The 20,081-nt window shown below is 63.5% G+C and carries 17 protein-coding genes; 12 read left to right on the top strand and 5 right to left on the bottom strand.

Annotated elements, in window-relative coordinates; all coding sequences use genetic code 11:
• Positions 1-283 precede the first annotated feature (283 nt).
• The 4 genes from CXQ80_RS15805 to CXQ80_RS15790 are packed head-to-tail and all read left to right on the top strand — an operon-like array spanning position 284 to position 5,404.
• The gene (locus CXQ80_RS15805) at positions 284-769 is read left to right on the top strand and encodes a formate dehydrogenase subunit gamma (protein ID WP_101323072.1); all 486 of its coding nucleotides are present in this window, start codon (positions 284-286) and stop codon (positions 767-769) included.
• Positions 763-2,316 (top strand): NADH-quinone oxidoreductase subunit NuoF, encoded by a 1,554-nt coding sequence (locus tag CXQ80_RS15800; protein WP_101321125.1) that lies wholly within the window; start codon positions 763-765, stop codon positions 2,314-2,316. Before CXQ80_RS15805 ends, CXQ80_RS15800 begins: the two co-directional genes overlap by 7 nt.
• Positions 2,313-5,198 (top strand): formate dehydrogenase subunit alpha, encoded by a 2,886-nt coding sequence (gene fdhF, locus CXQ80_RS15795; protein ID WP_101321123.1) that lies wholly within the window; start codon positions 2,313-2,315, stop codon positions 5,196-5,198. Before CXQ80_RS15800 ends, fdhF begins: the two co-directional genes overlap by 4 nt.
• Positions 5,195-5,404 (top strand): formate dehydrogenase subunit delta, encoded by a 210-nt coding sequence (locus tag CXQ80_RS15790; RefSeq protein ID WP_101321121.1) that lies wholly within the window; start codon positions 5,195-5,197, stop codon positions 5,402-5,404. Before fdhF ends, CXQ80_RS15790 begins: the two co-directional genes overlap by 4 nt.
• A 41-nt stretch (positions 5,405-5,445) precedes the next feature.
• Here the strand turns inward: CXQ80_RS15790 and CXQ80_RS15785 are convergent, their stop codons facing one another.
• Positions 5,446-6,153 carry an SOS response-associated peptidase family protein gene (locus CXQ80_RS15785; protein ID WP_101321119.1) on the bottom strand — a complete coding sequence of 236 codons (708 nt, stop codon included), beginning with the start codon at positions 6,151-6,153 and terminating at the stop codon, positions 5,446-5,448.
• A gap of 102 nt (positions 6,154-6,255) precedes the next feature.
• On the opposite strand from CXQ80_RS15785, the gene CXQ80_RS15780 reads away from it, so the two are divergent.
• Positions 6,256-6,687: a LexA family transcriptional regulator gene (locus CXQ80_RS15780; RefSeq protein ID WP_101321117.1), complete on the top strand. Its 432-nt coding sequence runs from the start codon at positions 6,256-6,258 to the stop codon at positions 6,685-6,687.
• A 2-nt stretch (positions 6,688-6,689) separates the two neighbouring features.
• On the opposite strand, the gene CXQ80_RS15775 is transcribed toward CXQ80_RS15780, so the two are convergent.
• Entirely contained in the window at positions 6,690-7,970 is a 1,281-nt protein-coding gene (locus CXQ80_RS15775; RefSeq protein WP_101321114.1) for a Y-family DNA polymerase, read from the bottom strand.
• A gap of 250 nt (positions 7,971-8,220) precedes the next feature.
• Between CXQ80_RS15775 and CXQ80_RS15770 the strand changes: the two genes are divergently transcribed.
• The 5 genes from CXQ80_RS15770 to CXQ80_RS15750 all read left to right on the top strand — a co-directional run bounded on the left by CXQ80_RS15770 (position 8,221) and on the right by CXQ80_RS15750 (position 14,797).
• Positions 8,221-10,161, top strand: a complete 1,941-nt coding sequence (locus CXQ80_RS15770) for a methyl-accepting chemotaxis protein (protein ID WP_101323071.1) — start codon at positions 8,221-8,223, stop codon at positions 10,159-10,161.
• A 223-nt stretch (positions 10,162-10,384) separates the two neighbouring features.
• Complete coding sequence (locus CXQ80_RS15765; RefSeq protein ID WP_101321112.1) at positions 10,385-12,625, top strand: TonB-dependent siderophore receptor; 2,241 nt, start codon at positions 10,385-10,387, stop codon at positions 12,623-12,625.
• A gap of 23 nt (positions 12,626-12,648) precedes the next feature.
• Positions 12,649-12,936, top strand: coding sequence for an iron transporter (locus CXQ80_RS15760; RefSeq protein ID WP_101321110.1), 288 nt, complete (start codon positions 12,649-12,651; stop codon positions 12,934-12,936).
• Positions 12,933-14,468 (top strand): PepSY domain-containing protein, encoded by a 1,536-nt coding sequence (locus CXQ80_RS15755; protein ID WP_101321108.1) that lies wholly within the window; start codon positions 12,933-12,935, stop codon positions 14,466-14,468. The genes CXQ80_RS15760 and CXQ80_RS15755 overlap by 4 nt, the downstream gene beginning before the upstream one ends.
• Positions 14,465-14,797, top strand: coding sequence for a DUF3325 domain-containing protein (locus tag CXQ80_RS15750; RefSeq protein ID WP_101321106.1), 333 nt, complete (start codon positions 14,465-14,467; stop codon positions 14,795-14,797). Before CXQ80_RS15755 ends, CXQ80_RS15750 begins: the two co-directional genes overlap by 4 nt.
• Here CXQ80_RS15750 and CXQ80_RS15745 read toward each other — a convergent pair whose 3' ends face one another.
• A complete protein-coding gene (locus tag CXQ80_RS15745) occupies positions 14,798-15,367 on the bottom strand; it encodes a biliverdin-producing heme oxygenase (RefSeq protein ID WP_101321104.1) in 570 nt (189 codons plus the stop codon). It abuts the gene before it with no gap.
• 104 nt (positions 15,368-15,471) lie between these two features.
• On the opposite strand from CXQ80_RS15745, the gene CXQ80_RS15740 reads away from it, so the two are divergent.
• Both CXQ80_RS15740 and CXQ80_RS15735 read left to right on the top strand, forming a co-directional pair.
• Positions 15,472-16,011, top strand: a complete 540-nt coding sequence (locus CXQ80_RS15740) for a histidine phosphatase family protein (RefSeq protein ID WP_101321102.1) — start codon at positions 15,472-15,474, stop codon at positions 16,009-16,011.
• Positions 16,012-16,111: 100 nt separating this feature from the next.
• Positions 16,112-17,158, top strand: coding sequence for a DUF1176 domain-containing protein (locus tag CXQ80_RS15735; protein ID WP_101321100.1), 1,047 nt, complete (start codon positions 16,112-16,114; stop codon positions 17,156-17,158).
• A 33-nt stretch (positions 17,159-17,191) separates the two neighbouring features.
• On the opposite strand, the gene CXQ80_RS15730 is transcribed toward CXQ80_RS15735, so the two are convergent.
• A complete protein-coding gene (locus CXQ80_RS15730) occupies positions 17,192-17,977 on the bottom strand; it encodes a sulfite exporter TauE/SafE family protein (RefSeq protein ID WP_101321097.1) in 786 nt (261 codons plus the stop codon).
• 168 nt (positions 17,978-18,145) lie between these two features.
• Entirely contained in the window at positions 18,146-20,032 is a 1,887-nt protein-coding gene (gene mcpA, locus CXQ80_RS15725) for a methyl-accepting chemotaxis protein McpA (RefSeq protein ID WP_101321095.1), read from the bottom strand.
• Positions 20,033-20,081 lie beyond the last annotated feature (49 nt).

The raw sequence follows: 20,081 nt of genomic DNA, 5'->3' as shown, positions 1-20,081 counted from the left end.
GGGCGCTGTGCGCCCCTTTCGCGACACAAGGCCGCTCCTACGGTGACCGAGTAGCGCTGTCGGTCATCGCGTCGGTTTCAGGATACGTCTGGTCGCTGGCGCACATCCCTGTACTGGCAGGAGTGCCATGCTGTCAGGATGCCCTCGACGCCAGTGCACGTAGATGCGCGGCCGTGGGCAAGGAGGTGTCCGGCGACCACGCAATCGTGACGTGGCCGGTGCGCCGCAGCAGAACACGTCGGGCGCAGGTATTGCCTGCGCTCGCGACGCCGAGGTCCGCTGTATGCCTGATGAAACGCTTGACCTGCCCGTGATCCAGCGTGTGCTGGATCACCACCGTGAGACCCCCGGCGCGCTGTTGCCGATCCTGCATGCGATCCAGGCCGGCGTTGGGTATATCCCCGATGCCGCCGTGCCGGATATCGCCCATGCACTGAACCTCAGCCAGGCTGAGGTGCGCGGGGTGATCACCTTCTACCATGACTTCCGTACCGCGCCGCCAGCGCGGCATATCCTGCGCCTGTGCCGGGCCGAATCCTGCAAGAGCCGTGGCGCCGAGACGCTGGCGGCGCAGCTGCGCGAGCAGTTGGGGCTGGATGATCACGGCACCAGTGCCGACGGCGCGGTAAGCCTGCGACCGGTGTATTGCCTGGGGGCCTGCGCCTGTTCGCCAGCGCTGGAACTGGATGGCCAGGTGCATGCGCGGCTGACGCCAGAGCGTTTGAGCGCACTGGTCAGCGGCTGCCTGCAGGAGGTGAAACCATGCTGAAGCTCTTTGTTCCCTGCGACTCGGTGGCGCGTGCAGTGGGCGCCGATCAACTGGCCGACGCGCTCAGCGCCGAGGCGCAACGGCGGCAGGTCGAGGTACAGATTCAGCGCACCAGCTCGCGCGGGCTGTACTGGCTGGAACCGTTGCTTGAGGTGGAAACCGCTGAGGGCCGGCAGGGCTTTGGGCCGGTGGCTGCCGAAGATGTCGCGGGCCTGTTCGAGGCGTTGACGGCGGCGCCGGCTGAGCATCCGCTGGCGCTGGGCCTGGTCGAGCAGATCCCGTATCTGAGCAGTCAGCAGCGTTTGCTGTTCGCCCGTGCCGGTATCACCCGGCCGCTGTCGCTGGAGGATTACCGCAACCACGGCGGCTTCGAAGGCCTGGCCAAGGCTGCGTTGCTGGAGCAGGCAGAGGTGGTCGCGGCAGTGCTCGATTCCGGCCTGCGCGGGCGGGGCGGCGCGGCGTTTCCGGCGGGGATCAAATGGCGCACGGTGCGCGATGCTCCGGCGGTGCAGAAGTACGTGGTATGCAACGCCGACGAGGGCGATTCGGGGACGTTTGCCGACCGCATGCTGATGGAGGGCGATCCGTTTCTGCTGATCGAAGGCATGATCATCGCCGGCCTGGCGGTGGGTGCCAGCAAGGGCTACATCTACGTGCGTTCGGAATATCCGGATGCGGTCCACGCGCTCAACGAGGCGGTGTTGTTGGCCCGTGAGGCGGGCTATCTGGATACCACCGGCAGCGGTGTGGCGTTCGACCTGGAGGTGCGGGTTGGCGCTGGCGCGTATATCTGCGGTGAAGAAACCGCTCTGCTCGAATCTCTCGAGGGCAAGCGCGGCATCGTCCGCGCCAAGCCGCCACTGCCGGCGCTCGAAGGCCTGTTCGGCCAGCCGACGCTGGTGCACAACGTGCTTACCCTGGCCTCGGTGCCGATCATCATGGCCAAGGGTGCGCAGTTCTATCGCGACTTCGGCATGGGCCGTTCGCTGGGCACCTTGCCGTTCCAGCTGGCGGGCAACGTGCGCTATGGCGGTCTGGTCGAACGTGCATTTGGCTTGACCTTGCGCGAGCTGGTCGAAGGCTACGGCGGTGGCACTGCCAGCGGGCGTCCGCTGAAAGCCGCTCAGGTCGGCGGGCCATTGGGCGCTTGGGTGCCGCCGAGCCAGTTCGATACGCCGCTGGACTACGAAGCGTTCGCCGCGCTTGGCGCGATGATCGGCCACGGCGGTGTGGTCGTCGCCGATGACACCCTGAACATGGCCAACATGGCGCGCTTTGCCTTGCAGTTCTGCGCTGAAGAATCCTGCGGCAAGTGCACCCCGTGCCGGATCGGCTCGACCCGTGGCATGGAGGTGGTCGACCGCTTGATCGCCAGCAGCGACCCGGCCTACCGCGCCGACCAGGCCAACCTGCTGCACGACCTGTGCGACACCATGCAATACGGCTCGCTATGCGCCATGGGCGGGATGACTTCATACCCCGTGGCCAGCGCCCTCAAGCACTTCCCTGCCGACTTCGGTCTGGCCAGCCCGGAGGCCGCCCAATGATCAATTATTTCGACCCTGCCAGTGATGCCGACCTCGGCACCCCCGCGCGTGAAAGCCAGGTGCAGGTCAGCCTGAATATCGACGGCCGCGCCATCAGCGTGCCCGCTGGCACCTCAGTGATGCGCGCCGCCGCGTTACTCGGCACCAACATCCCCAAACTGTGTGCCACCGATACCCTCGAAGCCTTTGGCTCGTGCCGCATGTGCATGGTCGAAGTCGACGGCATGCGCGGTTACCCGGCGTCGTGCACCACACCGGTCACCGAGGGCATGGTGGTGCGCACGCAGACGCCACGCCTGGCCGACCTGCGCCGCAATGTGATGGAGCTGTACATCTCTGACCACCCGCTGGACTGCCTGACCTGCTCGGCCAACGGCAACTGCGAGTTGCAGACCGTGGCTGGCCAGGTTGGCCTGCGTGAGGTGCGTTATGGCTACGAAGGCGCCAACCACCTTGCCGAGGCCAAGGACCTGTCCAACCCATATTTCAATTACGAACCGAGCAAGTGCATTGTCTGCAGCCGTTGTGTGCGCGCCTGTGAAGACATTCAGGGCACCTTTGCTCTGACCATCACCGGTCGCGGTTTCGACTCGCGAGTAGCGGCGGCTGGCGGTAGCGACTTCCTCACCTCCGAGTGCGTGTCGTGCGGCGCCTGCGTGCAGGCCTGCCCAACCGCAACCCTGACTGAAAAAAGCCTGGTCGAACTGGGCCAGCCAGAACGTGCGGTGATCACCACCTGCGCCTATTGCGGCGTGGGCTGCTCGTTCCGCGCCGAGATGAAAGGCGACCAGCTGGTGCGCATGGTCCCGGACAAGAACGGCGGCGCCAACCACGGCCATGCCTGTGTCAAAGGCCGCTTCGCCTGGGGTTACGCGACCCACCCGGACCGCATCACCAAACCAATGATTCGCAAGCACATCGACGACCCGTGGCAAGAGGTCAGCTGGGACGAGGCGGTCACCTACGCAGCCAGCGAGCTGCGCCGCATTCAGCTCAAGTACGGGCGCGACTCGATCGGCGGCATCACCTCCAGCCGCTGCACCAACGAAGAAGCCTATCTGGTGCAGAAACTGGTGCGCACGGCGTTCGGCAACAACAACGTCGACACCTGTGCACGGGTCTGCCATTCGCCGACCGGTTATGGCCTCAAGCAGACCTTGGGCGAATCCGCTGGCACCCAGAGCTTTGACTCGGTGATGCAGGCCGACGTGATCCTGGTGATCGGTGCCAACCCAACCGACGCGCACCCGGTGTTCGGCTCGCAGCTCAAACGCCGCCTGCGTGAAGGCGCCAAACTAATCGTCATCGACCCTCGGCGGATCGATCTGGTCGACTCGCCGCATGCCCGCGCCGAGCTGCACCTGCAACTGCGCCCCGGCACCAACGTGGCCATGCTCAACGCACTTGCCCATGTGATCGTTACCGAAGGGCTACTTGATCAGGGCTTTATCGATGCCCGCTGTGAAGGGCCGGAGTTCGCTCGCTGGCGCGATTTCGTCAGCCTGCCAGAGAACTCCCCCGAAGCCCTTGGCCCGACCTGTGGCGTACCGGCCGAGCAGATCCGTGCGGCAGCCCGGCTGTATGCCAGTGCTGGCAACGCGGCCATCTACTACGGCCTCGGCGTGACGGAGCACAGCCAAGGCAGCACCGCAGTGATGGGCATCGCCAACCTGGCTATGGCTACTGGCAACATCGGCCGTGAAGGGGTAGGGGTGAACCCGCTGCGTGGGCAGAACAACGTCCAGGGCTCGTGTGACATGGGCTCGTTCCCGCATGAGCTGCCGGGTTATCGGCACATCTCCAACGCCACCGTGCGTGCCGAGTTCGAGCAGGCCTGGGGTGTGACCCTGCAGCCTGACCCAGGCCTGCGCATCCCCAACATGTTCGAGGCGGCGCTGGATGGCAGCTTCAAGGCGCTGTACTGCCAGGGCGAAGACATCGCCCAGAGCGATCCCAACACCCAGCACGTGACCGCCGCGCTGCGGGCGATGGAATGCGTGGTGGTGCAGGATATCTTCCTCAACGAGACGGCCAAGTTTGCCCATGTATTCCTGCCGGGCAGCTCGTTCCTTGAAAAGGACGGCACCTTCACCAACGCCGAACGGCGTATTTCGCGGGTGCGCAAGGTCATGCAGCCGTTGGCCGGCAAGGCTGACTGGGAAGGCACCATGGCCCTGGCCAACGCCCTCGGCTACCCGATGAACTACCGTCATCCGTCAGAGATCATGGACGAGATCGCCCGGCTGACACCGAGCTTCCACAGCGTCAGCTACAGCGAACTGGAGCGTCACGGCAGCCTGCAATGGCCGTGCAACGAAGCCGCGCCAGACGGCACGCCGACCATGCACATCGACCAGTTTGTGCGCGGCAAGGGCCGCTTCATGCTGACTGGCTACGTGCCCACCGACGAGAAGGTCAACAGCCGTTATCCGCTGCTGCTGACCACTGGCCGCATCCTCAGCCAGTACAACGTCGGCGCGCAGACACGGCGTACCGAAAACGTCGCCTGGCATGCCCAGGATCGGCTTGAGATTCACCCAAGCGACGCCGAAAGCCGCGGCATTGTCGAAGGCGATTGGGTCGGTATTGGCAGTCGCGCCGGGCAGACGGTGCTGCGTGCTCAGGTCAGTACCCGGGTTGCGCCGGGGGTGGTGTACACCACCTTCCACTTCCCCGAGTCGGGCGCCAACGTCATCACCACCGACAACTCCGACTGGGCCACCAACTGCCCCGAGTACAAGGTTACGGCGGTAGAAGTGGTGCGTGTATCGCAGCCGTCGCAATGGCAGCAGCGTTATCAGGCGTTCAGTGACGAACAACGGCGCCTGCTGCAGGAGCGGCGCAACAGCGAGCAACAGGAAACTGCCGAGGTACGCCGATGAGTGTCGACAGCCTGGTCAAGATGGCCAACCAGATCGCCCACTACTTTGACAGCGAGCCCAACCGGACGCTGGCGGTGCAGGGGGTACGCCAGCATATTCACAGCTTCTGGACCCCGCTGATGCGCAAACAGATCGTCGAGTGGATGCAGGCACATCCCGACGAAGGCGTGGACGATCTGGTGCGTGAGGCCCTCGCGGAGGGTTGACCAGAGGAGGCAGGCAGCGGCGTCCAGCCGCTGCCTTCTGCCTAGAACAGCGTTCCTTGCACTGTTTCCAGCACCAGCAACTGGGCACCTTCATTGCGCATGTTGCCTACGTCTTTGCTGACCGCAAACCACTCGAAATCAGCCACCGGCAAGCACTGCTCACGAGCCAGCCGTTCAGCCTGCTCGGCGGGTAGTTGCGGGTCGAGCCAGGCCCGTGCCTGTTCCGGCCCCAGCACCAATGGGCGGCGGTCGTGGATATCGAGCATGCCCTCATCACTGGCCGCGGTGATGATCACAAAGCCATCGCCCTCGTTCGGCTCAAGCCCGGCTTGCACCTGCGCCAACGCCGCCATGAAAATAGGCGCCCGGCTTTTCAAACGGATGAAATACGGCTGCTTGCGCTTGGGGTCGGCCGGGTCGACCACCCATTCATACCAACCATCGGCCATCACCAGTGCCCGGCCTTGCGGCCACAGCGGTTGAAAGAACTTGCCGGTAGTCACCGTCTCGACCCGTGCATTGATCGGCGCTGGGCGTTTGCCGGTGGCCCAGAACGGCGCCCAGCCCCAATGACACGGGTCGATGCGCAGGCCATCGGCGGCGTTGTGCAGGATCAGTACACGGCTGCCCGGGGCGACGTTGTAGCGGTCGATCGGCACGTTGTCGTAGCCACTGATGACATCCTGCTCGGCGTCCAGCTCACGCAGATAATCGGCCAGGCCTTGCGACTGAACAAAGCGTCCGCACATTGCAGGTCTCCCACTTGTCGAAATTTCCTACGCCGAAATTGACCAAAGCCGTGGCGCCCGATTAACTGTATATCCGTACAGTTTAATTGCAAGGCGTGCCTCATGACTACCATCCTTGGCCCCATCGCAGCCGGCGCAGGCGCGCTGTCACGCTATCTGTTCAGCGTGCCGGCAGGCTTTCCCTCGCCTGCGGCGGACCACATGGAGCAGCCGATCTCGCTGGACGAGCTGTTCAACCTGCGCGCGCCGCATATGTACCTGGTGAGAATAGACGGCGACAGCATGCAGGACGCGGGCATCTTCGATGGCGACCTGGTGCTGGTCGATCGCTCGATCGAAGCCCAGCACGGCCATGTGGTGATCGCCGCCGTCAATGGCGAGCCATTGTGCAAGCGGCTGCACAGGGTCGGCCGGCAGGTGGTGCTGCGCTCGGACAACCCGCGCTTTGCCCCGCGGCATATCCTCGAGGGCGACGAGCTGGCGATCTGGGGCGTGGTCACCTTCAGCGTGCGCAGCCACGATCCCAAGGCTTGAGTTCAAGATCGGGCACGCCAGAGAGCATTGAATTGGGTGGTGAAACTCTGGCTCATCAACTCGCGGCGCATCTCCCAATCCGGTGCCACTGGCACACTGGCCGCGCGCATGGTGCCCGAGCCCCAGCGCCCGTTGATGTCATCCATCACCTGCATCAGGCGATCACAAGTCGGCGATTGTCTGGGGGCGAACAGGTCATCTGAAAACTCCCCCGGTTGGCACAGGTCCATCAACAACACCTCGGCCTTACTGTAGCGAAAGCCTGGGCGAAAGATCGTGCCTACCGCCTCCAGCGCCATGCGCGTAAGTAGCCGTACGTCGTCGGTGGGGTAGGGCAGTTGCACCACTACGCCGCTGGCGTACTTGGCTTCTTCGGGGTTGAACATGCCGGTGCGGATGCTCACCCGCAGCTTGCGCGCCAGCGAGCGTTGCGCGCGCAGTTTCTGGGTGGCGCGCATGACGTAGGTCGCCACCGCCTGCCTGATCGGCTGCAACTCGCTGACCCGCTCGCCGAACATGCGGCTGCAGCAGATTTCCTGGCGCGGCGGCTCCTGCGCCTGCAGTTCCAGGCAGGGCGTGCCGGACAACTCGCGGGCGGTTTTTTCAACTACCACGCTGAACTGCTTGCGCAGGCTCCACGGGTCGGCCTGAGCCAGGTCCCAGGCGCTGCGGATGTTCAGCGCGGTCAGGTGCGCCGCCAGGCGCGGGCCGATACCCCAGACTTCTGAGGCCTGGCACTTTTTCAGCACCCAGTCGCGCCGTACCGGGTCACGCATGTCGTAGACTCCGCCGGTTTGCGCGGTCCAGCGCTTGGCCGCGTGATTGGCCAGCTTGGCCAGGGTCTTGGTACCGGCGATGCCGACCCCGACAGGAATGCCGGTGTGCTTTAGAACACGCTCGCGAATGTCGCGGCCCAGTTGCTCGAGATCGCCAGGCACGCCGCTGAGGTCGGCGAAGGCTTCATCGATCGAGTACACCTCGGTGGCCGGGACCATGCCTTCAATCACCGTCATTACTCGCTGGCTCATGTCGCCATACAGCGCGTAATTGGAGGAGAACGCCACCACGCCGTGACGGCGCAGCACATCCCGCACCTGAAAGTACGGCTGGCCCATCTTTACCCATTGCTTGGCCTCGGCGCTGCGGGCAATGACGCAACCGTCGTTGTTGCTCAGTACCACGATCGGCGTGCGTACCAAGTCGGGGCGGAACACCCGTTCGCAGCTGGCGTAGAAGCTGTTGCAGTCAATCAGGGCGAATACGGGTGGGGTGGAGGGTGGCATGGCGGCTTGCTTTTAGCTGTATATGCATACAGTAAACAGTTGCGGTTTAATCCGGTCAAGCTGGCGGCGACCACCGGCCCGGGGTCGTCGGTAAAGTTGACCAGTGGATCAACAACAATCGCCAGTTAAATTGTGTACAGGAGATTGGCTAAAGATATAGATCCGTGCGGCCGAAACAGTGTGAGTAGCAGGTCGCCACTACTGCCCAGCAGCGGCCATTTGCCCCCGCCCTACATGGATGGTCGTGACAGTGAAAATAAAAACCAAATTGATCCTTGCCTTCGTCTCGGTAGCCTTTATCCCAGTCAGCGTGGTCGGAGTTATATCGGTGCTGAATATCCGCGCCGATGCACTTGAACAGTTTGTCGATGGCAGCACGCGGGAAATCCGTCAGATAGACGGCAACATGCGTCAGTTCTTTGATGCAACTACGCAAAACGTCGATCAACTGTCCGCTGATCCTGTATACACTTCAGTAAGTACTTTAAAACAGTACACCAGTTCCGACGCCGCCAGTCAGCCAATGCCGGCTGCGGCGCAGCAGGTCATTGATCAATTCGCCCGCTATGGTTCGACTCACCCGGCCGCGGCGATTCTGTCCATCGGCCTGGAAGACGGCAGTTACGCGAAATGGCCGGATGATCCCAAGCTTGCCAACTACGATCCGCGCACGCGGCCTTGGTACAAGGCGGCCATGGCCAGCCCGAACAAGACCGTGCGCACCGCTGCCTATTACTACGACAAGGACGATGTGGCGCTGGTCGGCACTGCGCGGGCATTGCTCGATGACGCCGGCAAGCCCAAGGGTGTGTTCGTCGTCAGCGTCTCGCTGAAAAACCTCACCGAGCTGATCAAGAGCATCAAGCTCGGCAACAGCGGCTACGTGATGCTGGTCGAAGACGGCACGGTGCTGGTCGACCCACGCGACGCCAGCCACAGTTTCAAGCAGCTCAAGGACCTTGGCGAGCCTTACGCGCATCTGGCAGCGACCGCGCAGGGCTCGACTGAAGTCGAGATCGATGGCGTCAACTACATGGCCAACGTATGGACTTCGCCAGGCCTGGGCTGGCGCTTTGTCGGCCTGATCGAGAAGCAGGAAGTGATGGCTGCGGCCACGCGCATGAGCTATCTCACGGCAGTCATCGTCATCTTGCTGGCGCTGGTATTTGCGGTGATCGCGGCGGCGTTCTCCAGGCTGATCGTCAAGCCCATCGGCCAGGTCAGCACCGGCTTGCAGTCGATCGCCGAAGGCGAGGGTGACCTGCGCCGAGATCTGCAGGTGCAGGGCAAGGATGAAACGGCTGAGCTGGCCGGCTGGTTCAACAAGTTCCTGGCGGCGATTCGCCAGCTGATCCAGCGCATCGGCGCTGCGTCGAGCAATCTCGAGGACGCTTCGCGGGTCAACAGCGAGGTGGCGAGCAACATGAACGAAGCCGCCGGGCGTCAGCGCGAAGCAGTCGAACTGGTGTCCACTGCATTCAACGAGATGGTCGCCACCGCCAATGAAGTTGCGCGCTCGTGCAGCAGCGCTGCCGATGCTGCCGAAAACGGCCACCGCCGTGTCGCTGAGGGCAAGCAGCAGATCGAGCAGACCACCGCCAACGTCAACCGCCTCGGCATGCGCTTGAGCGAGTCGTCTCAGGCGATGGTCGAGCTGGAGCAGGGCAGTCGCAGCATCAACCAGATCCTCGGCACCATCCGCGCCATTGCCGAGCAGACCAACCTGCTGGCGTTGAACGCTGCGATCGAAGCTGCCCGCGCCGGTGATCAGGGCCGCGGCTTTGCCGTGGTGGCCGATGAAGTGCGCGCGCTGGCCAAGCGTACCGCTGACTCCACGGGCGAAATCGATCTGTTGCTCAATACCCTCGGCAGCAAGACTGCAGAGGTCTCGGAGAAGATGGACAGCTGTCTGGATCTGTCGCGGGCCAGCGTGTCGTCGATCGAGAGTGCGCGCGACAGCTTTGAAGGGATTCAGTTGTCGGTCAACGAAATCCGCGACCAGAACCTGCAGATTTCCGCAGCGGCGGAGGAGCAGCACAGCGTTGCCGAAGAGATCAACCGGCATATTCAGCAGATCTATGACGAAGCGCAGCTGGTCGAGGGCCTGGCCAGTTCGGCGCAGGCTGACTCCGGGCGGTTGTCGCAGCTGTCGCAGGAGTTGAATGGGTTGGTTGGGCGGTTCAAGTCCTGACATTTTGGTGGTCTGACAGATTTTGGGGGCGCTACGCGGCCCAAAAATGTTCAAGTTCCCCACCCAATCTGTAAATTTCGTAAATAAGATTTAAAGTCATTTGAGAATCGTTATATTCCACATCCCTATTGGCCCCCCAAGTACTGCTTGAGAGGCCGGAGGGTGTGGGCTCTTCGGTTTCCTGGTCGGGGTTGGCATTTGCCCATGATCAGGAGATGTGTCGATGCAATCCAGAACCTCACCCAATGGCCTGGCCCTGGCTTTTGTTGCCTTGGCCACACCAGCACTGCTGGTCGCGCCGGCTCACGCCGAAGAGCAGCAAAACGCCGAGGTGCTGGACGTCCCGCTAGACAGCAATGCACTGATCATCCAGGACACTCTGGTTACCGCTGAACGTGAGGCGCGTCAGGCGCTCGGTTCGTCGATCATTACCGAAGAAGACATCAAGCGCCGCCCGCCCGCCAATGACCTGTCCGACATCATCCGCCGCGAGCCTGGGGTCAATCTGACCGGCAACAGCGCCAGCGGCGCGCGTGGCAACAACCGCCAGATCGACCTGCGTGGCATGGGCCCGGAAAACACCCTGATCCTGATCGACGGCAAGCCGTCCAATGCGCGCAACGCAGTGCGCTACGGCTGGAACGGCGACCGCGATACCCGTGGTGAGACCAACTGGGTGCCGGCCGAAGCGGTCGAGCGCATCGAGATCCTGCGTGGCCCGGCGGCGGCGCGTTACGGCTCCGGGGCCATGGGTGGGGTGGTCAACATCATCACCAAGCGCCCGACCGATGAGTTCAAGGGCAACGTCAACGTCTACACCCAGCTGCCGGAAGACAGCGCCGAGGGCATGAGCCGGCGGACCAACTTCAACCTCAGCGGTGGCCTGACCGAAAACCTTGGCTTTCGTCTGTTCGGCGGCCTGGCCAAGACCGATGCCGATGACCTCGACATCAATGCCGACGCGGCCAACAGTGCCCTCGTGGGCGGCCGCGAAGGTGTGCGCAACAAAGACATCAACGGCCTGCTGAGCTGGAAGCTCAACGACGAGCATCGCCTCGAGATGAGCAGCGGTTACAGCCGCCAAGGCAACATCTACGCCGGCGACACCATGAACAGCAACGGCGGCGGCAACGTTGATCTGATCTCCAGCCTGTACGGCAAGGAGACCAACATCATGCAGCGCAGCACCTACGACCTGACCCACCTGGGCGACTTCAGCTGGGGCACCAGCAAGACCGTGCTGGCCTACGAGTACGTGCGCAACTGGCGCCTCAACGAAGGCCTCGCCGGTGGCCCGGAAGGCGCGATCAACGACAGTGGCGCGGCTATGTCGCGGCTGCGCAACACGCGCCTGACCAGTGAGGTCAACCTGCCGTTCGCCATGGGCAGCACCGAACACGTGCTGACCCTGGGCGGCGAATACCTGTACGAGAGCCTCAACGACCAGGGCTCGTTCCGCCCGCAGAGCTTCGACCCGAGCGGCAACGGCGGCGATGCGATCAGTGGCTTTGATCGCAGCAACTCGAAGATGACTGCCAAGAGCTACGCGCTGTTCGTCGAAGACAACGTCATCATCGGCGACACCACCGTCACCCCCGGGCTGCGCCTGGATCACCACGAAGCCTTCGGTGACAACCTCAGCCCAAGCCTGAACCTGTCGCACAAGCTGACCGAGGCGCTGACCGTCAAGGGCGGCATTGCCCGTGCCTACAAAACGCCGAACCTGTACCAGTACAACTCCAACTACCTGTTGTACAGCCGCGGCAACGGTTGCAGCGTCGGCCAGACCAACTCCGGTGGCTGCTACCTGCAGGGCAACAGCGACCTCAAGCCGGAAATCAGCGTCAACAAGGAAATCGGCCTGCAGTACGACCGCGGCACCTGGCGCACCAGCGCGACGTACTTCCGTAACGACTACCAGAACAAGATCATCGGTGGCACCGACGTGATCTATGCGATCAACAGTGGTCGTCGCGTGACCCAGTGGGAAAACGCCGGCGAAGCGCGGGTCGAGGGTATCGAGGGCAACTTCTTCATCGAGCTGAGCCCGGCGCTCGACTGGAACACCAACCTGACCTGGATGCTCGACAACGACAACCGTGAAACCGGCGAGCCGCTGTCGGTGATCCCCGAGTACACGGTCAATACCACCCTCGACTGGCGCGCCACCGACAAGCTGTCGTTCCAGCTCGCCGGCACCTACTTCGGCAAGCAGAAGTCGCCAAGCTACAACTACCGCACCCAGCAGGACTACGACCTGGAAGCACAGCAGGATGTGGAAGCCTACGGCCTGGTGGATATCAGCACCGGCTACAAATTCAACCAGAACTACGATGTGCGCGTGGGCGTGAACAACGTCTTCGACAAGCAGATCCTGCGCGGCGGCAACGCTAGCAGCTCCGGCGCCAACACCTATAACCAGCCTGGGCGCGCCGTGTTTGCCTCGTTGAACATTTCGTTCTGATCGATCGGCACAAGGACCTTCTGATGAGCGAAACCCCAACCTGGCTGCGCATTCTCTCGCGCAGCGGCGCAGCCCTGTTGGGTGGCTACGCCTTCAGTTACGCCAGCACCGCCTGCCTGGCGCGGATCCTGCCGCTGGCGCCGGCGGACGCGGTGATCGTCGCCACGCTGCCGGCGTTCGTCTTCTATACCCTGGCGATCCTCTGGGCCTTCGCCAGCCGTGACGCGCTGCGGGCCTGGGCGCCACTGGCGCTGGCGGTGCCGTTGGCGTTGATTGGCTTCTGGCCGCAGGCGCTGCGGTGGCTGGCATGAAAAACACCTTCACTCAATCGATGGCCTGGCTGCACACCTGGGCCGGGCTGATCTTTGGCTGGCTGCTGTTCGCAATCTTTGTCACCGGCACCCTGGCGGTGTTCGACAAAGAGCTCAACCACTGGATGCAGCCAGAAATCCCGGCAAGTACAGTGTCCCAGGCCGATGCCGCCAAGCGCGCGATCAGCTATCTGCAACAGCACCAAGCCAACGCCGGCAACTGGGGTATCAGCTTGCCGACCGAGCGCTCGCCGGGCTTGAGCGTCTCCACCGGCGATCGCCGCCACGGCGTGGTGGTGCCGCTCGACCCGAACAGCGGCGAGCCGCTTGCCGTACGTGACAGCGTCGGCGGCAACTTCTTCTTCCGCTTCCACTTCACCCTCGACCTGCCGCGCAACTGGGGCATCTTCGTGGTCGGCGCGCTGGCGCTGGTGATGCTTGCGGGGTTGATCACCGGCATCGTCATTCACAAGAAGATCTTCAAGGAGTTCTTTACCTTCCGCCCCGACAAAGGCCAGCGCTCGTGGTTGGACTTTCACAACGCCAGCGCGGTGTTGCTGCTGCCGTTTCACTTGATGATCACCTACACCGGCCTGGTGATTTTCATGATGATCTACATCCCCGCAGGCGTGGACGCCGTGTTCGAGGGCGACAGCCGGGCGTACTTCCAGGCCCAGGGCAATGCCCGTGTGGAACAACCGCGACGGCTGTCCAAGACGCCCGCCGAGCTGGTCGAACTGGCGCCGCTGCTGGCCCAGGCCGAAGCTCGTCTCGGGCCAATTGGCAGCATTGGCATTCGTAACCCGAACACCGCCGCGGCGCTGATCGAAGTGCGGCCGGTGCTGGGTAATCGCATCGCGCTGACCAAAGGCAATGCAATGGTGTTCGACGGTGTCAGCGGCAAGCTGCTCAGCGACGTCCCCGAACTGCGCCCGGCGCCGCTGACTCAGCGGGTCATGGCCGGGCTGCATTTTGCGCAGTTTGGTGGCTACCCGATGCGCTGGCTGTACTTCATCTGCGGTTTGATCAGCTGCGCAATGATCGCCAGCGGGCTGGTGCTGTTCTGCGTCAAGCGTGGGCGCAAATATGCCGCCGCCGACAGCCGTGCCGATGCGGCGGCGCGACGTTGGTATCGCGTGGCTGAAGTGTGCAACGTCGGCTTTATCAGCGGCCTGATGGTCGCCTGTGTCGGCTTGCTGTGGGCCAGCCGACTGTTGCCAGCGGAGCTGGCGCAACGTGAGGCGTGGGAAGTGCGGGCGTTCTTTGGCCTGTGGCTGCTGGCGTTGCTGCATGCCGGCGTGCGCCCTGCCAAACAGGCATGGGTCGAGCAGTTGGCACTTTGCGCCGTGCTGTGCGGTGGTCTGGGTGTGCTGGGTATCTTTGCCGGCGGCGTCGACCACCTGCGCCTGGGTGTCGAGGTCACGGGCCTGGTGTTGGGTATTGGCCTGGCCTTGGCGGCATGGCGTGTGGCGTGCCCCAAACCGATGGTGGTCAAGCCGCGCGCGGCGCGCACAATGGAGGCCAAGGCATGATCAGTCTGGTGACGGGTAGCCTGCTGTTTGCCTATGCCGGCATGCTCGGTTTGTGTCAGGGGCTGGAGCGCCATTACAAACAGGTGTGGCAACGGTCACCGTCGCCAGCGCTGCGCCTGAGCCTGCGCGCGCTGGGCTGGCTGGGGCTGCTGTTGAGCTTGCTGCTGTGCGCTCAGGCCTGGGGCTGGGCGATGGGCGCGGTGGCCTGGTTTGGGGTGATCTCGCTGGCAGCGGTGGTGCTGGTGATGCTGCTGCCGTACCGGCCCAGGTTCGCCGTAGCGCTGGTGGCGGCAATACCGGCGTGGGGCGTACTGCACCTGTTCGGTTGATCAGGCCAGCACGCCGCAGTCCTGCAGCCAGTGCTCGAAGCACTCAAACGTAGCGATGGCGGCGGCCACCGTCTGCGGGTGACTGGCGGCAGGCTGGTCGAGGCGCTGCAGGAAACTGCGCCAATGCGCGCCGGTCAGCGGCCCGTACACGTCGAGAAAGCGCGCGCCGTGGTCGCCGTCGATCCCCAGGCGCTCGGCCATCGCCCGCTTGAGCACCTGACCGCCGAGGGTCGAGCCTTCGATCACATACATCACGCCGAGCACGCTGGCTTCATCGGCAGTTGCCGGCAGCGCCTCGCAGCGGGGCAGGGCGGCAACCTCTGCGCGGCTCAGGCCCAACGCCTGAAGGTCATGTTCGAGCACTGTGGTCTTGGCCCGCTCGCTGCCTTGATGGTCTGTCAGTAGCGCTTGTAGCGGGGCATGGAAGCCATAGTAAGCCTGCATCAGCCGTCGATAGGCAGGCAGGTCGAAGTCATCACGGAAAAACGGCAAGCGGGCTTCCAGGCGCTGGTGACAGGCTTGGGTACCTGCGCGCAGTGCGAGCAGAAGCGGACTGGGGGTGTGGGGCATTGGCGGCTCGGGTAAAAGGGTATGGCATCTAGACAGCATCCTACCGCAAGGTAGCGGTGGCAGCGTAGTATCAGCGCGCCTGAAGCCTGCGTTGGAGGACACCGGTGAAAGCTGTTCGCTTGACCTTGATCTGCCATGGACTGACCGATGCCCAGCGTCTCGGCCGTATGGCTTGCCCTGATGATGCGCTGGTTGCGCTGCCTTCTGCCGCTGAACTGAGGGCTGATTACACGCAGGTAGTGTCAGCGCCCGAGCGCCGTACCCTCGACACCGCCGGTGTGCTGGGCGATCAGGTGATGAGCGAGCCGGCCTTGGCCGACGCTGATCTGGGTCGCTGGCAGGGATTGACGCTGAAGCAGTTGCAGCGCGAGCAGCCGGATGCGCTGGCGCAGTGGCTGAGCGATCCCTACAGTGCCTCCCACGGCGGCGAATCCCTGGCTCAGCTGAGCGAACGAGTGGCCGCCTGGCTTGCGGCGTTCAACAGCCCAGGCTCGACCTTGGCAGTGACTCATCCTCAGGTGATCAGGGCTGTGCTTGGGCAACTGCTCGACTGCCCGCTGGCTGCCCTGCAGCGCATCGATGTCCTGCCCCTGGCAAAACTACAGCTGAGCTTCAACGGGCAGTGGCGGGTGCGTCTGCTGTGACCTGACGCAAATCCTGGCAACGCCCGGTTGCACTTGGCGGCGCATCTGCAATGATCGTCAGGCCCGTTCAGGGCACCTCAAGGACTGCACAGGAATCAGCATGATGCACGTAACCCTCCCATGCCGGGCAGCCCTGCTCGGCCTCGCGTTGCTGCCGAGCCTGGCCGTAGCGGCTGGCCCGGAACCAGTACCGGTATATCGGCAGATCAAGGACTGGATCGTTGGCTGCGACAACACCCGCGCCTGTACCGCCGTCGCCGCAGCGCAGGAAGATACCAATTCGCTGTGGCTGGTGGTGCACCGCGAGGCCGGTCTGAACGGTGCGCTGAGCCTGCGCGTGGTCGGCGGTGCTGCCTGGGATTCGCCGCCGCTACTCGACGGTCAGCCATTGACGGCCAGCTGGCACAAGCAGCGCGACGAATATCAGACCGTCCTGCAGGTGGACGGTGAGGCCGGTGCCGCGCTCGTGCGCCAGTTGCGCAACGGCGAGCGCCTGACAGCGGCCAGCAGCGACGGCGCGTTGCAGGCATCGCTGCAGGGCATCAGTGCGGCGCTGCTGCTGATCGATTCGGTGCAAGGCCGTATCGGCCACGCCAGCGCGTTGGTGCGCCCCGGCACTGCCGCCGATGCGAGCGTGCCACCAGCACCCACTATGGCCAAGCTGCCGCTGTTCACCGCAGCGCCCGCGCTGGACCCTGCGCAGGCCACCCAGATGCGCAGCGCGGTCATGGCCAAAGCCAAGGCCGACGGCGATGTATTTGATCAAGAGGGTGTGCGTAGCCTCGAGCTGCAGCCACTCGACAGCCAGCACGCGCTGGCCCTGATCAGTTCGGAATGCGGCGCCTACAACTGTTCGTACACGCTGTACCGGGTTGGCCGCGCAGCGCCTTACGTGATCAGCGAGCTACCGTTCGAGGCGCCGGCAAGTGAAGTGGTCGACAGCCGCTTGACCGGCTATGTCGCGTTCGATTCGAACAGCGGCGAGCTGTACGGCTTCGACAAGGGCCGCGGGATTGGCGACTGCGGTGTCAACGAGATCTGGCGCTACGACGGTGAGCGCATGCGCTTGCTCAGTCTGGCCAAGATGGACCGCTGTGCGCAGGTTTCTTCAGAGTATTGGCCGGTGCTGTGGCGTGCCGGCAAGTAACGGCAAGGGCTGCGCTGCAGCCCCGGAAGAAGGTCAGAACGCCAGCTTGTAACCGATCAGCAGCAGCATCGCCGCCAGGCATGGGCGCAGGACGTTGTCGGAGATGCGCCCGCTGAGGTGGCTGCCCAGGTAGATGCCCGGCAGCGAGCCCAGCAACAGATAACCGAGCAGCGACCAATCCATGTTGCCCATGCCGGCATGGCCAAGGCCCGCGACCAGCGTCAGCGGCACGGCGTGAGCGATCTCGGTGCCGACCAGGCGGCGGGTAACCAGGAACGGGTACAGCAGGAACAACGCTACCGTACCCAGGGCACCGGCGCCGATCGAGGTCAGGGTCACCATCACGCCGAGGATCACCCCGGTGAACACGGTCAGGCCGTTGAGGGTGCGATCGCTGAGGTGATAGTGGTCGCCGGCATGGCGGCTGGCAAAGGCCTGCAGGCGCGATTTGAACAGCAGCGCCAGCGCGGTCAGGATCAGCACCACAGCCAGGCCTTGCTTGATCACCGCATTCAGCGCCGAGGTGTCGGCATGCAGCGTGCTGAGGAACCACAGGGTTAGCGCCGCCGCAGGCACACTGCCCAGGCTGAGCCAGCCGGTGATCTTCCAGTCGATGTTCTTGTTGCGCCCGTGCACCCAGACGCCACTGGCCTTGGTAATAGCAGCATAGAGCAGGTCGGTGCCCACGGCAGTTGCAGGGTTGACGCCAAACCAGAGCAGGATCGGCGTCATCAACGACCCGCCGCCAACGCCAGTCATGCCAACGATGAAACCTACGATTAGCCCTGCAATGGTGAAACCGAAAGAACCTACATCCATACGTTACTCGACTGCCCAACTTGCCCGTGATCGGATGAGCGCAAGCATATAGGTAGTTGATATAGCCAAATAGATTTGTTGGTTATTAGGTTATAACCGGGTGCGGGAGGGTGTTGCGGGCAAGCCCCGCGCCGTAACTGGCGCGGGGCTTTGTTACGCGGGGCTGGATCAGATACGGAAACTGCCGACCAGCTGCTTCAGACGCCCAGCCTGCTGGCTCAGCGCATCGCAGTGCTGCAGGGTCTCGTTGAGGTTCTGCACGCCTTGCTGGTTGAGGGTGTTGATCTGGGTGATATCCAGGTTGAGGCTCTCGACCACGGCAGTCTGCTCTTCGGTGGCGGTGGCCACCGACTGGTTCATACCGTCGATTTCACCGATCCGCTGCGTGACACTGGCCAGCCGCTCACCGGCCTTGTTGGCGACCTGCACGGTCTGCTCACTCGACACCTGGCTGGCGTTCATGGTGTGCACCGCCTCACGCGAACCGACCTGCAGGCTGGTGATCATGCGGTGAATCTCTTCTGCCGACTCCTGCGTACGGTGGGCAAGGTTGCGCACCTCGTCGGCAACCACGGCAAAGCCACGGCCGGCTTCACCGGCGCGGGCAGCTTCGATGGCCGCGTTGAGCGCGAGCAGGTTGGTCTGCTGGGAAATCCCCTTGATCACATCAAGGATCTTGCCGATGTCGTCAGTGCTGGTGTTGAGGATTTCGATCTGCTCGCACGACTCACTGATTTTCAGCGACAGTGCGGTCATCGCCGTGATGGCATCGTCGACCACCTGGCGGCCGTCATGGGCCTGGTCGCTGGCGCCGCTGGCGTGTTGCGAGGCGTCGGCAGCGTTGCGGGCAATTTCCTGGGTCGCGGCACCGAGCTGATTGATCGCTGCCGCGACGCTGTTGGTGCGCATGCTTTGCTCTTCCGAGCCGCTGATCGAGGCATTGGAGGCACTGACGACTTTTTCCGAGAGGTCATGGACCAGGCGGGTCGCCGAGGACACCTCGCTGATGGAAGCATGGATGCGCTCGACGAAGCGGTTGAACGAGGTCGCCAGTTCGCCGAACTCGTCCTGGTTCTGCACGGTGAGGCGGCGGGTCAGGTCGCCTTCGCCTTCGGCAATGTCGCGCATGGCGCGGCCCATGGTGGTCAGCGGGCGCATCAATACCGGGATCAGCAAACCGAGCAGACCGGCGATGGCCGCTACGGCAACCAGCATGGCAATGATTGCCGAAGTGCGGAACTGGCTCAGCGCGGCATAGGCCTTGTCCTTGTCGATGGACAGGCCGATATACCACTTGGCCGACGGCAGGCCGTTGATCGGGGCGAACGAGATCAGCCGCTCCTGGCCATCGAGCACCACGTCCTGCATGCCCGGCTCGACGCGCAGGTTGGCGGCAGGGTAGATGTCCTTGAGGTTTTTCATCACCTGGGTCTTGTCCGGGCTGACGATCACCTGGCCGTCGCGGTCGGCCAGAAACGCATGGCCGATGCCGCCGAAGTCGACCGAGTTGATGATCTCGACCAGGGTATCGAGCGACAGGTCACCGCCGATTACACCGAGCAGTTGGCCGTCGGCCTTGGCTTTGACCGGGGTGGCAATGGTCACCACCAGGCCGCCGACGGCGCTCTGGTAGGGCGGCGTTAGCAGGGTCTGGCCGGCGCTGACAGCGGCGCTGTACCAGGGACGCTGACGCGGGTCGTAGGTGTCGGGCATCTTCTCGTCAGGGCGCTGGGTGAATACGCCATTGGTCTGGCCCAGGTAGGTGAAGAGGAAGTTGCGGGTGTACGAAGGCTGGCCGATCAGTCCGGCCAGGTTAGTGCCAGCACCTTGCTCGGCAATGTCTTCAGCGAGGTTTTCCAGCACCAGGATGCGTCCACTCATCCAGTTTTGCACGCTGCTGGCAGTCAATGCGCCGGCCTGCTGCACCGACGATTCCAGGTTCTGGCGAATCGTACTGCGCTGCAGGTAGTCGTTGTAGAGGGTGAACAGGGCAAATGCCAGCACCACGACACCGCAGGCACTGAGGAGAATCTTGTGGCGGAACTTCAGGTTCATGTTTCGAGACCTTGAGCCATGTTGAGAGGACGCCGGGCGCTTGTGACGC

The sequence above is a fragment of the Pseudomonas sp. 02C 26 genome (genome assembly GCF_002843585.1).
Lineage (GTDB): Bacteria > Pseudomonadota > Gammaproteobacteria > Pseudomonadales > Pseudomonadaceae > Aquipseudomonas > Aquipseudomonas shirazensis.
Note: the sequence above shows the minus strand (reverse complement) of the source record. Positions and strands in the feature narration are given on the sequence as shown.

Bases quoted from the DNA above. Each gene is read 5' to 3' on its own strand.
- CXQ80_RS15750 (WP_101321106.1), top strand. From the start codon at position 14,465: ATGATCAGTCTGGTGACGGGTAGCCTGCTGTTTGCCTATGCCGGCATG.
- CXQ80_RS15745 (WP_101321104.1), bottom strand. From the start codon at position 15,367: ATGCCCCACACCCCCAGTCCGCTTCTGCTCGCACTGCGCGCAGGTACC.
- CXQ80_RS15760 (WP_101321110.1), top strand. From the start codon at position 12,649: ATGAGCGAAACCCCAACCTGGCTGCGCATTCTCTCGCGCAGCGGCGCA.
- CXQ80_RS15780 (WP_101321117.1), top strand. From the start codon at position 6,256: ATGACTACCATCCTTGGCCCCATCGCAGCCGGCGCAGGCGCGCTGTCA.
- fdhF (WP_101321123.1), top strand. From the start codon at position 2,313: ATGATCAATTATTTCGACCCTGCCAGTGATGCCGACCTCGGCACCCCC.
- CXQ80_RS15800 (WP_101321125.1), top strand. From the start codon at position 763: ATGCTGAAGCTCTTTGTTCCCTGCGACTCGGTGGCGCGTGCAGTGGGC.
- CXQ80_RS15730 (WP_101321097.1), bottom strand. From the start codon at position 17,977: ATGGATGTAGGTTCTTTCGGTTTCACCATTGCAGGGCTAATCGTAGGT.
- mcpA (WP_101321095.1), bottom strand. From the start codon at position 20,032: ATGAACCTGAAGTTCCGCCACAAGATTCTCCTCAGTGCCTGCGGTGTC.
- CXQ80_RS15735 (WP_101321100.1), top strand. From the start codon at position 16,112: ATGATGCACGTAACCCTCCCATGCCGGGCAGCCCTGCTCGGCCTCGCG.
- CXQ80_RS15785 (WP_101321119.1), bottom strand. From the start codon at position 6,153: ATGTGCGGACGCTTTGTTCAGTCGCAAGGCCTGGCCGATTATCTGCGT.
- CXQ80_RS15775 (WP_101321114.1), bottom strand. From the start codon at position 7,970: ATGCCACCCTCCACCCCACCCGTATTCGCCCTGATTGACTGCAACAGC.
- CXQ80_RS15790 (WP_101321121.1), top strand. From the start codon at position 5,195: ATGAGTGTCGACAGCCTGGTCAAGATGGCCAACCAGATCGCCCACTAC.
- CXQ80_RS15755 (WP_101321108.1), top strand. From the start codon at position 12,933: ATGAAAAACACCTTCACTCAATCGATGGCCTGGCTGCACACCTGGGCC.
- CXQ80_RS15765 (WP_101321112.1), top strand. From the start codon at position 10,385: ATGCAATCCAGAACCTCACCCAATGGCCTGGCCCTGGCTTTTGTTGCC.
- CXQ80_RS15805 (WP_101323072.1), top strand. From the start codon at position 284: ATGCCTGATGAAACGCTTGACCTGCCCGTGATCCAGCGTGTGCTGGAT.